This window comes from Streptomyces sp. Q2 (assembly GCF_056820935.1).
In genome coordinates this window covers 23821-35331 of record NZ_JBXEJE010000007.1, presented here as the reverse complement: position 1 = coordinate 35331, position 11511 = coordinate 23821, and the positions used below count along the sequence as shown (strand labels likewise).

Sequence of the window (11511 nt, the reverse complement as noted above, 5' to 3'; positions counted from 1 at the left end):
GGCCCGGCCGTCTCCCGTGCTCAGCCCATACTCTGCGGATCGCAGCACCCCTCGCGTCGCATGATGCGGCTGACCTCCAGCCAGTCCTCGGCCGGCTCCTGCGGACCCTCACGCCGCACGGTCGCGGCCTCGAAGGCGTCGGCCAGGTCCGCCTGTTCGAACAGGACACCGCCGCGCAGGACCGCCCCCGTGCGGATCAGCGTGGCGAAGTCGGTGAACGGGTCGCCGTCCACCACCGTGAGGTCGGCGAGCTTGCCCTCCTCCAGCGTGCCCAGGTCGGCGTCCGCGCCGAAGACCCGCGCGGGCAGCACGGTGGCCGTGCGCAGGGTCTCGGCCGGCGACAGGCCGGCGCGGTGCAGTGCGCGCAGGGCCAGGTGCAGGTGCAGCCCGACCGGGACGAGCGGCTGGTCCGTGCCGAGCGCGATCAGTCCGCCGCCCGCGAGGATCCGCCGGTAGACGCCCGATTCCCTGTCCAGGATGGCCAGTTGGGCACCGGTCGGCTGCTGAGCGGCCTGCCGGCGGACGAACGCGGTGTCCCACGGCGGCATGAGCGCGGTGACCCGCGGGTCGTCGGCGAGCGAGGGATCCGCGCCGAGCAGGGCCAGTGCCGTGAACGGCGTGGCGACGAGGTGGAAGGCGGCGCGGGTGTAGATCTCCTCGACGTCCTGGTAGGCACGCCCCGTGGCCGAGGTCGCGTGCCCGAACTCCAGTCGCTGCGTGGCCTGCAGATGGGTCGTCAGGTCCTGGCCCAGCTGTACGCCCGGCGTGCACAGGTGGCTGCCGCTGCGCACGCCGAGCCGGTCGTGCGCGAAGTCGGCGGCCTCCTTCATCATCCAGGCGGGGGCCCGTACGTACGTCTTCACGAAGTCCCAGTCCAGCGCGGCCCCGCGCGCCAGCGAGCGGCGCAGGCCCTCACGGGTGCGGTGGGCGCGGCCCATGCTGTAGGCGACGCGTGCCCCGTCGAGCAGTTCGCCGGTGGCCAGCAGCCGGGGTCCGGCGAGGGCGCCGGCGGCGACCGCCTCCCGGACGCGTGCCTGCTCGTAGGCGAACCCGCCCAGTGAGACGGCCGTCGTGATGCCGTACGCGAGCTGGAGGGCGGTCTGGCGGCCGCCGTAGGTGGACTGCCAGGGGTGGGTGTGCGCGTCCCACAGGCCCGGGATCACGGTGCGGTCGCTCGCGTCGACGCGGTGTGCGGCCGGGCGGCCGGTGCGGTGCGCGGACACCTCCGCGATACGGCCGTCACGGACCACGACGTCGATGTCCTCGCGGACGTCCGCGCGGACATCGACGTCGTGGTGCGTGACCGCCGGCTCGCGGAGGGGTGCGCGCACCCCTCCGCGATCCGGCCGTCACGGCCCACGACGTCGATGTCCGCGCGGACGCCCGCGCCGGTGCCGTCCCAGCCGCGGCCCGCGTGCACTACCGTGGCGGCCGGCCGGGGTCTGCGGTAGTCCAGCGGGACGCGGACGGTACGCGCCTTGCCGCTGCCGATGTCGATCAGTCGCAGGGCGCCCGCGGACAGGTAGAGCAGGGTGCGGGCGTCGGCGGACCAGGACGGGTGGTCGGCGGGTTCGGTGGTGAGCCGGCGCGGTTCACCGTCGGGGCTGCCGTCGGCGCGCACCGGCAGCAGCCACAGTGCCGACTCGGCGACGGCTGCCATCCAGCGGCCGTCCGGGGACCAGACGGGGCCCGAGTCGTAGCGGTCGGAGAGCGAGGTGTGCGGGGCGAGGGCGTGCAGGGCGTCGGCTGCGGTGGTCGTGTCGACGACCCGGATGAGGTTGTAGCCCTCGCGGAAGCGATGGTTGACGCGGTTGCGGTCGCACAGCGCCACGTACCGGCCGTCGGGCGACCAGCTGGGGCGGCCGGGCAGCCCGCCCGCGCCGATAGGTGCGGCGAGGTTGCGCTCGCCGCCGTCGGTCAGGTCGCGCACCACGAGGTTGCCCGACATGTCCAGGCAGGCCAGCCGGGTCCCGTCGGGCGAGAGGGCGGGGAAGACACGGCCGCCCTCGGCGAGCACGGTCTCCTCGCCGGAGCCGAGGTCGTGGCGCCGTACGGTGAAGAGGCCGTCGCGGTCGTCGGTGTACACCAGCGCGGTGCCGTCGGGCGTCCAGGTCGGCGCCGAGACGTAACGGGTCGCGGGGACGTGAAGGACTGTGCGGGGTGCGCGGGTGCCCGTGGTGTCGGTGATCCACAGCGCGTTGAGCGCGGCGAACGCGACGCGGCGGCCGTCTGGTGACAGGGCGGGCAGGTGCAGCGCGCGGACGGGACGGGTGCCGGCCCCGTCGAGGTCGTACGCCTTGCCTCGGTAGTGGGGCCGGTCCACGGGCAGCGTGGCCGTGAACGGGATGTCCTCGCCGTCGTGCGGCGCGTCCGGGTCGACCAGGCGGAAGCGACCGTCGACCGTGAGCAGGAGGCGCTCGTCGCCCGTCCAGCGGGGCGGCGCCGGGAGGACGTCGCCCTCGACGGCGACCGGTTCCCCGTCCACCACGAGGGTGCTGGAGGCCGCGGGCGCGGCCGTGGTGCGCAGGTAGGCGAGACGGCCGGCGGGTGAGACGGCGGGGGTCATGAGCTGGGCGCCGGAGTCGTCGGTGTGCTCGGTGGTGACCGGTCCGGAGCCGTCGGCGGCCACCGACGCGATGGTGGCCGCTCGGAGGGTGCCCGCCGCGGTGACGACCGCGCGCACGAACAGCACCCGCTCACCGTCGGCCGACCACGTGGGGTCGAAGTCCTCCCAGGCGGCGTCCTGCCCAGGCCCCGGCCGGCCGGGATGTCCGGTGAGCCGGGTCGGCGTGCCGGTGCGCACGTCCACGACCCAGATGCGGTACGGGGCGCCGGTCACGGTGTCGCCCCCGCGCTCGGAGGCGAACGCGATCCGGGTGCCGTCCGGCGACCAGGCCGGAGCCCGGTCGTCCCACGGGCCGTGGGTGAGCTGGCGTGCCCCGGTGCCGTCGGGCCGCAGCGTCCACAGGTGGAAGCCCCCACCGCGGTAGGCGCACACGACGAGGCGGCTGCCGTCGGGCGAGAACTGCGGGCGGGTGGGTTCGAGGCCGGGCGGGGTGAGCGCGACGGCGGCGCCCGACTCTCGCGATACGGACCAGAGCACGTTCTGGACCTCGGCGACCAGCCGGTCACCGGACGGGGCGAGTGTCGCGGAACCGCCCGTGGCGGCCGTGAAGGAGAGGGTTGTGGTACCGGAGGCGGCGGCCGCGACGGGCGTTCCGTCGGCGACGACCGCGGTGGCCGCGACGGTGGTCAGGAGGAATCCGCGACGGGAGAGGGGGCCGAAGCGGGGGGCGTCTGAGGCGCCTGCGGTGCCGTCGATGTCCAAGGAAGCTCCCAGTACACGGAGTTGGCGTGCCGGACGAAAGACTGGGAAGAACGTACGGGGCGGAGCCCGCTCGCGGACCCCGCCACGGCACTTCTCCGCCGATCTTCACCCGTCGGTGCCCGTCGTCCGCCGAGGTGACCTCGACCGGCCCGGCCCGCTCATCGGGAGTCGGCGGGTACCCGCTGCGCCCCGTCGCTCACGGCGGCCGGACGGTCGTCGACGCCCTCGGTGGGCGCGGAGCGTCCCGTCGCCTCGGAAGGTGCCCGTGGGGCCGGCCCCCGCGCCACGGCGGCGAGTACCGCCACGGACCCGGCGACCAGCAGGGGGTGCCCGACCAGTGAGCTCTGGACGCCTTCGAACGGGTCGGAGAACGTCAGACCCGCCCGTTCGAGCATCCAGGACACCGGGAAACAGCAGGCCGACGAGGGCCACCCCGACAGGGAAAGCGGGGTACACGGCCGTAGCGGCGAGGACGAGCAGCGACGGCGTCATCAGCGCGACGACCAGCAACCAGGTCAGTTCGACGCCCAGGTTGAAGCCCGGCAGCGCGGTCACGAGGGAGCCTCGCCGCAGCCCCAGGTCACCGACGAGCGACGCGAACGCCGGCCCGTGCGCGAGCCCGAAGCCACTGGCGAAGAGGACCTCGCCGCGAGCCACCAGAGGGCGTAGCGCATGGAGTGGAGTGCGGACACCGCGATCGCGAAGGCGGTCATCGTCTCGACCGGCCGTGACGGTACGCGGATCACTCCGGCCGACGCCAGTGCCGGCGTGGGCGAGTGGCCCACGGCGAACGCGGAGACGACGTGCACGACACGGACGATGCTGCCGCCCGCGTGTTCGACCTCTTCTGCGGGGGCGGCACCGCCCGCGGCCCGCCCGGGTCCGGACTCGGCCTCGCCATGGTCGGCGACGTCGCCGAGACCCCCGGCGGCACCGTGTTCGCGGGTGCCCGGTCCGGCGACGGGGCCGCGATCGGCTTCACCGTGGACGCATCGCGCCTCCTGCCCGGTGCCGTCGCCGACCCGGGCATGCCCGGCACCGCTCGCGCACGCGGCACCTCCAATGCGCTGACAACGCCGGAAGGCCCGGCCACCGGGCACTAGAGTGAGCGGTCCCTGGCAGAAGGGTCCGGATCGGCACCGTCCCGGGCACACGTCGTGAAGGAGACACGGTGACCCTGCGCGAGGACGATCCGCGGTCTGTCGGCGGCTACCGGATCGAATCGCGGATCGGGACCGGCGGCATGGGCGTCGTCTACCTCGGCAGATCGGCGTCGGGGCGGGCCGTCGCCGTCAAGGTCGTGCACACCAGGTATGCCGACAACGCCGAGTTCCGGGCCAGGTTCCGGCAGGAGATCGCGGCCGCGCGCCGGGTCAGCGGCGCGTTCACCGCCCCGGTCGTGGACGCCGACCCGGACGCGGAACGGCCGTGGATGGCAACCGCGTTCGTCCCGGGCCGCACGCTCGCCGAGCGGATCGACGAGGCGGGTCCGCTGGACTGGCGGGCGCTGCGCCGTCTCGGCACCGAACTGGCCGAGGCGCTGCGGGAGATCCACCGGGCCGAGGTCGTGCACCGGGATCTCAAGCCGAGCAACGTGCTCCTGCTGGAGGGCGAGGGTGACGACGGGGCGGTACGCGTCATCGACTTCGGCATCTCGCGCGCGGCCAGCAGTGACGTCCGTACCCAGACCGGCATGGTGATGGGCTCGCCGCCGTTCATGGCGCCGGAGCAGTTCAGCCGCCCCCGCGAGGTCGGCCCCGCCGTGGATGTCTTCTCGCTGGGCGCGGTACTCGTGTACGCGGCCACCGGGCACAGCCCCTTCGAGGCGGAGAACGCGTATCTCGCCGCGTACAACACCGTGCACAGCGAGGCCGATCTGGGTGAACTTCCCGAGCCGCTGCGCCCGTTGGTGTCGGCCTGCCTGACGAAGGAGCCGGAGAACCGGCCGACGTCGGGCGAGGTACTGGACGCACTGGCCGGGCTGCCCGAAATCCTTCCCGACGAGAAGGGCCGTGCACAGTCGTCCCGGATCACGGTGACCCCGTTGTCGGGACAGGCGACGTTGCCGTCCGCAGACGCCGGGCCGACCGAGCCGGCCGAAAAGAAGCGCCGCGGGAAGAGGCTGTGGACCGGCGTCGTCGGCGTGGCCCTCCTCGGCGTGGCCGTGGCGGCTTCGGTCGCCGTGGTGGCCGACGACCCGGCGAGCACGGTCGGCGAGGCCGACCAGTCGGAGCAGCGGGTGACGGCCCCTGAGGCGACGCCCCGGGGTTCGGCACCGCCGGGCTGGCGGCCGTGGCACAACGCGCTGGAGCCGGACGAGGACGAGCCGATGTCCTTCGCTCCGGCATGCACACCGGACGCTCTCGGCGTCTTCTGCTCCTCCGCACAGGCCGCACTGACGCGGCTGAACCCCTCGACGGGCCGGGTGGACTGGACGAAGCCCATGAGCGGGAAGACGGTCGACGGCTTCTCGCTGCGCGAGCCCGTCGTCCATGACGGTGTGGTGTTCGTGAGCAGCGCGGACCGCGCCGAAGGAGTGGACGCGTTCGACGGCAGGACCGGGAAACGGTTGTGGCACCTGAACGGTCCGGTGGGCGGCTTCGAGTACCTGAGCGGGGTGCTGCTCGTACGACTGGACGAGCTCGGGCCCTCCGACGTCGCGCGCTATGCGGCCTACGAGCCGGGCACAGGTGAGGAACTGTGGCGGCGCGAACTCACTTCCACCTCGGCGAGCCCGTTCCACGCGGGGACCGAGGGCACCCTCTACGCCGATCTGCGCGGCGGCTCCGGCGGTATAGCCCGCCTCGACGCCCACACCGGCAGGACGCTGGGCAGTGTCGAGGCGCCGAAGGGGGATCTGTGGCTGGCCACGGTCCACGACGACACGGCGTACTACGCGCGTTGGGAGGACGACACCGGGGTCTCCGCCGCCTTCTTCGTCCAGGATCTCGGCAGCGGGAAGACCCGCCGGGTCGACTTCCCCTGGAGCGTGGAGCCGGAAGCACCACCGCTGGTGCACGGCGACACCATGTACATCTTCGACTACGGCAACGAGACCCTGCTCGCCCTCGACCTGAAGCGCGGGAAGCCGCTGTGGACCAGCTCGCGCGACCTGCGCGTCTTCAGCGAACCGGCCGTCCATCAGGGCCGGTTGTACGTCACGATGCCGGATACCAGCATCCTGGCCCTCGATCCGCGCACCGGCAAGGAGATCGGGCGCACCGCCCCGTCCTTCGACACGGCGGGCCGCTCCTTCGAGGAACTGACACCGAGTGCGGTGCCGCCGCTGCTGGCGGGCGGTGTGCTGTACGGGATCACCGGGCAGGGGATCTTCTCGGTGGCCGACGTTTCCTGATCGGCGAGGTCGGCAGGCGGAGTGGGTCGCCTCGCCCGACGCGGTCAGTCGGTCCGGCCCGGTCCGGTGGGGTTCCGATGCCCGGTCGTCCGCTTCACGGCGGTCGCGGAGTCCGTCTCCTCGGCACCGCGACAGCGCGGGACGCGGCGGCCCTGAGGAGGCGGCGGAAGGTGGAGCATTCCATGTGGCTCGGTGCCGGGCAGGCGGCGGCGTGCCGCAGGGAGTCGCGCAGAACGCCGAGTTCGCGGATCGTTCTGTCCAACTCGTCCGCCTTGGCCGCGAGCACCTGCCGGTCGATGCGGGGCTGTCCGTCCGGCGCGAACATGCGCGCGATCTCGTCGAGCGAGAAACCGGCGGTGCGCCCCACGGCGATCAGCGCCAGGCGTTCCAGCACGCCGGGATCGTACTGACGGCGCAGGCCCCGCCTGCCGATCGAGGCGATCAGGCCCTTTTCCTCGTAGAAACGCAGTGTCGAGGCGGGAAGCCCGGCGCGGTGCGCCACCTCGGCGATGTCCAGATCTGCCATCCTCTTGACCTCAAGTCGACTTGAAGTAGAACGGTGTCATCTCCGCCCCGGCAGGACAAGCACAGGAGACGATCATGGACAGCACGCGCAGGACCGAGGACGAACAAAGGGCCCGTTGGAACGGGCCCGCCGCCCACGCCTGGGTCGAGGCCCAGACGGTTCTGGACGACCTGCTCAGGCCCTTCGAGGACCTGCTCGTCGAAGCGGTACGCGCCGAACCCGCAAGCCACGTGCTCGACGTCGGCTGCGGTACGGGCGGCACCACGCTGGCCGTCGCGCGGCTGTTGGGCCCTCAGGGCCGTTGTGTCGGCATCGACATCTCCGAGCCGATGATCACCGCCGCCCGGGCGCGCACCGAGCGGGAGGGCACCCAGGCCTCTTTCGTCCGTGCCGACGCGCAGGATCACGTGTTCGAGCCTGCCGGCTTCGACACCGTCATCTCGCGCTTCGGTGTCATGTTCTTCACGGACTTCGTCCGGGCCTTCACCAACCTGCGGCGTGCCGCGAAGGACGACGCCCGGCTCCGGTTCGTCGCCTGGCGCGGCCCCGCGGAGAATCCGTTCATGACGACGGCGGAACGCGCCGCGGCCCCGTTGCTGCCGGACCTCCCCGCCCGCCGACCGGACGAGCCGGGGCAGTTCGCCTTCGCGGACCCGGACAGGGTGCACCGCATCCTGGAGGAGAGCGGCTGGACCGGGATCGACATCCGGCCTGTCGACGTGGTCTGCACACTGCCCGAGAGGGAGCTGGTCGGCTACTTCACCCGACTCGGTCCGGTCAGTCAGGTCCTGCCCGCGGCGGACGAGCAGACCCGCGCACAGGTCGTCGAGACGGTCCGCGCCGCCTTCGACCCCTTTGTGCAGGCCACAGAAGTCCGCTTCACCGCGGCCTGCTGGATGGTCGGCGCCCGGGCATCGTCCGCTCGAGGACCGGTCTGACCACCGCGGCCCTCAGCGCAGGGCCCCCTTGGTGGCGTCGGCGATGAAACCGCGGGCGAAGAAGGTGAACACCAGGACCAGCGGTATGACCGACAGCAGCACCCCGGACATCACCATGCTGTAGTCGGTGGAGTGGCCGGCGTACAACTGGGCCAGCGCCACCTGGAGGGTGAGGCGGTCCGGGTTGACCAGCATCACCAGCGGCAGGATGTAGTCGTTCCAGGCGGCGATGAAGGTGTAGATGCCGAGGAACGCCAGGGCGGGGCGGACGCACGGCAGCACCACGTGCCAGTACAGGCGGAAGAAGCCGGCGCCCTCGATCCGGGCGGCGTCCAGCAGTTCGTCGGGGACGCTGCTGCTGGTGTACTGACGCATCCAGAAGATGCCGAAGGCGTTGGCGGCGGCGGGCACGATGAGCGCCTTGAGGGTGCCCAGCCAGCCCAGCTGCACCATGATCTCGTACTGCGGGATGATCGCCAGCTGGGTCGGCAGGATGTACATCGACAGCAGGAGGCCGAACAGGTACTTCTTGGCGGGGAAGTCGTACTTGGCGAAGGCGAAGGCGGCCAGGGAGTCGAAGAACAGCACCAGCAAGGTGGTGCAGACCGCGACGATCGCCGTGTTGAACAGCGACCCGAAGAAGTCCATCTTGGCGAACAGGTGCTGGATGTTGGTCCCCAGGTGGGAACCGAACCACAGTTTCGGCGGGTAGCTGTAGATGTCCTGCGAGGTGTTCGTCGCCATGACGACGATCCAGTAGAACGGGAACACCGAGATGACGACACCGGTCATCAGGACGACATGGACGCCCAGTCCCCGGACGCGGTTGCGGTTCCGGCTGTTCACGGCCGTCGCTCCTTTCGCTGCACCAGGCGCCAGTTGACGGTGACGATGAGCAGGATCAGCAGGAAGAAGGCCCAGACGATCGCGGCCCCGTAACCGAAGTCGTTGTTGTCGAAGGCCTGGTGGTAGAAGTACAGCAACGTGGTCAGGCCCGCCTGGCCCGGTCCGCCGGAGTTGGGGTTGGTGGCCGCCTCGCTGCCGAAGAGCACCTGTGGTTCGGTGAAGCTCTGCAGGCCGGTGACGGTGGAGATCACCACGGTGAACAGGATGATGGGCCGCAGCAGCGGGATCGTGAGCGAGAAGAAGATCCGTACCGGGCCCGCCCCGTCCATCTTGGCGGCCTCGTAGAGCTCCGAGGGGATGGCCTGGAGGCCGGCCAGGTAGATGATCGCGTTGTAGCCGGTCCACTGCCAGGTCATCAGCGTGGCGATCACCAGCTTGATCGTCCACTCGTTGCTCATCCATGGCACCGCCGACAGGTGCAGCGACTTGAGAATGGCGTTGATCAGGCCGAAGTTGTTGCTGAAGACCGCGCCGAAGAAGATCGCGATGGCCACCAGTGAGGTGATGCTGGGGATGAACAGGGCGACCCGGTAGAACGCCGTGAGTCGCTTGGTGGAGTTCACCAGCACCGCGAGCACCAGCGCGAGGAAGAGCATCGGCACGGTCGACAGCACCCAGATGACCAGGGTGTTGCGGATGGACAGCCAGAAGACCGGGTCGTCCCACAGGAAGCGGAACTGCTGGAACCCGACGAACTGCATCTGACCGATGCCGTCCCACTTCTGGAACGCCAGGAACACGGTGTAGAGCACCGGGAAGAGCATGAAGACCGAGAAGAGCAGGTAGTACGGCGAGATGGCCAGGTACTGCGGCCAGTACCTGGCGGCCCGCCGTCGTGGCGCGCGCCGGGGTCCGGCCGGCACCGGCCGGACCCGGCGGACAGGCCGGCCCGGACCGGGTGGGCGGTCCTGGCCGGGCCGGCCGGCGGCCCCGGCGTCGGATCCGGAGGACGATCCGGTCGCGGCCGGACCGGCTACCGGGCTTGACGACATGTCACTTCACTCCCTGACGCTGGGCGATCTGCTTGGCCTGGCTGACCGCGTCCTTCCAGGCGTCGTCGGGGTCCTTGCCCTTCGCCTCGATGCTGGTCAGCTCGCTGTAGAAGGGCGCCGAGACCGCCGAGTCGGCCGGGGCCTCGTAGGCGGCGGGGACGTCCTCGGCCGCCGGAGCGAAGATCTCGATGGTCTTCTGGCCGCCGAAGAAGGCGTCGCCTCCGGTCAGCGCGGGCAGCAGGTACGCGGCCGGGGCGGTCGGGAACAACGCCGCGTCGGTGAAGCCGCGCGCCTGGTTCTCCGGGCTGAGGATCCAGCTGATGATCTTGAAGGCCTCTTCGGGGTTGCCGCTGGTCGCGGGGATGGCCAGGAAGGATCCGCCGAGGTTGGACGGCCCGCCCGGCAGGTTCGCCACCCGCCACTTGCCCTTGGTGTCCGGGGCGGCGCTCGTGATGTCCAGCGCGTGCCAGGCGGCGCCGATCTCGGTGCCCAGGGTGCCGCCGCTGACGGCGGCGTTCCACGTGTTGTCGTTGATCTTGGCGTCGATGCCGAGGGTGTAGGGCTTCACGGCGGTGGTCCAGGCGGCGCGGATGTGGTCCTGGTCGCCGATGAACTTGTTGCTCTCGTCGATGAACCGGTGGATGTTCTGGCCGACGATCATCGAGAAGACCGAACCGATGTTGTTGATCAGGAAGGTCTTCGGTTCGGCCTTGTGCAACTCGACGCCGGCCTGGAAGTAGGCGTCCCACGTGGACAGTTCGGAGGAGACCTTGGCGGGGTCGGTGGGCAGTCCCGCCTTCGCGAAGAGGTCCTCGCGGTAGAACATGGCGCACGGGCCGACGTCGATCGGGAGGCCGATGAGCTTGCCGTCCTGAGTGGTTGCCTGCTTCACCTTCCACGACAGGTACTGCGAGATCTCCTTGTCCGCGCCGAGGGTCTTCAGGTCGATGAAGCGGTTGGCGTTGGGCAGGAACGAGGCGATGTCCTCGCCCTTGATGCCGGTGATGTCCGGGGCGGACTGCGCGGCCCGCAGCCCGGTGAGCAGCTTGGTCTTGAAGTCGCCGCCGACCACGGAGGTCTTGAGGCTGATGTCGGAGAAGTGCTTCTTGGCGTCCGCGACGACCTTGTCGCTCAGGCCGCCGGACCAGTACCAGAGGCTCAGGTTCTTGTCGTTCTTGCTGCCGCTCGTCGTGGCGCCGCCGCCGCACGCCGCGGTGGCACCTGCCGTGGCGGCCGTCAGTACGGCGGCCTGAAGGAATCGTCTGCGGGAAAGGTCCACGGTCTTCTCCTGGTGTTGGGCGTGTTCGGCGTGTCCGGCTGGGACCTGTGAGTCATGGGCGAGGGCGGGGACAGCGGGGCCCGGATGGCTGAAGAGGGACGGTGACCGGCGAGCGCACCTCGCCGGCCGGAACGTGTGACGTGGTCTTCTCAGACGGTGCCGACGCGTGAGTGGCGGCGAAAAGCGC

General features: G+C 71.2%; 8 protein-coding genes and 3 pseudogenes. 3 read left to right on the top strand and 8 right to left on the bottom strand.

Going from position 1 to position 11511, the window contains the following annotated elements; genetic code table 11:
- Positions 1-143 precede the first annotated feature (143 nt).
- The 4 genes and pseudogenes from ACWBNA_RS09455 to ACWBNA_RS09440 all read right to left on the bottom strand — a co-directional run.
- Positions 144-3328: pseudogene (locus ACWBNA_RS09455) on the bottom strand (amidohydrolase family protein); the annotation flags it as partial.
- A 158-nt stretch (positions 3329-3486) separates the two neighbouring features.
- On the bottom strand, positions 3487-3732 hold the full coding sequence (locus ACWBNA_RS09450) for a hypothetical protein (RefSeq protein ID WP_482703988.1): 246 nt from the start codon (positions 3730-3732) through the stop codon (positions 3487-3489).
- 118 nt (positions 3733-3850) lie between these two features.
- Positions 3851-3985: pseudogene (locus ACWBNA_RS09445) on the bottom strand (HupE/UreJ family protein); the annotation flags it as partial.
- A gap of 68 nt (positions 3986-4053) precedes the next feature.
- Positions 4054-4113 (bottom strand): annotated as a pseudogene (locus tag ACWBNA_RS09440) (hypothetical protein); the annotation flags it as partial.
- A gap of 18 nt (positions 4114-4131) precedes the next feature.
- On the opposite strand from ACWBNA_RS09440, the gene ACWBNA_RS09435 reads away from it, so the two are divergent.
- Both ACWBNA_RS09435 and ACWBNA_RS09430 read left to right on the top strand, forming a co-directional pair.
- Entirely contained in the window at positions 4132-4431 is a 300-nt protein-coding gene (locus tag ACWBNA_RS09435; protein ID WP_482703795.1) for a hypothetical protein, read from the top strand.
- 68 nt (positions 4432-4499) lie between these two features.
- Complete coding sequence (locus ACWBNA_RS09430; protein ID WP_482703794.1) at positions 4500-6683, top strand: serine/threonine-protein kinase; 2184 nt, start codon at positions 4500-4502, stop codon at positions 6681-6683.
- A 94-nt stretch (positions 6684-6777) separates the two neighbouring features.
- On the opposite strand, the gene ACWBNA_RS09425 is transcribed toward ACWBNA_RS09430, so the two are convergent.
- Positions 6778-7209, bottom strand: coding sequence for a helix-turn-helix domain-containing protein (locus ACWBNA_RS09425; protein WP_482703793.1), 432 nt, complete (start codon positions 7207-7209; stop codon positions 6778-6780).
- Between the two features lie 74 nt (positions 7210-7283).
- Between ACWBNA_RS09425 and ACWBNA_RS09420 the strand changes: the two genes are divergently transcribed.
- Entirely contained in the window at positions 7284-8147 is an 864-nt protein-coding gene (locus ACWBNA_RS09420; RefSeq protein WP_482703792.1) for a class I SAM-dependent methyltransferase, read from the top strand.
- A gap of 12 nt (positions 8148-8159) precedes the next feature.
- Here ACWBNA_RS09420 and ACWBNA_RS09415 read toward each other — a convergent pair whose 3' ends face one another.
- The 3 genes from ACWBNA_RS09415 to ACWBNA_RS09405 form a co-directional block, all read right to left on the bottom strand.
- Positions 8160-8939 carry a carbohydrate ABC transporter permease gene (locus ACWBNA_RS09415; RefSeq protein WP_482703974.1) on the bottom strand — a complete coding sequence of 260 codons (780 nt, stop codon included), beginning with the start codon at positions 8937-8939 and terminating at the stop codon, positions 8160-8162.
- 50 nt (positions 8940-8989) lie between these two features.
- The gene (locus tag ACWBNA_RS09410) at positions 8990-9916 is read right to left on the bottom strand and encodes a carbohydrate ABC transporter permease (protein WP_482703791.1); all 927 of its coding nucleotides are present in this window, start codon (positions 9914-9916) and stop codon (positions 8990-8992) included.
- A gap of 130 nt (positions 9917-10046) precedes the next feature.
- Entirely contained in the window at positions 10047-11324 is a 1278-nt protein-coding gene (locus ACWBNA_RS09405) for an extracellular solute-binding protein (protein WP_482703790.1), read from the bottom strand.
- Positions 11325-11511 lie beyond the last annotated feature (187 nt).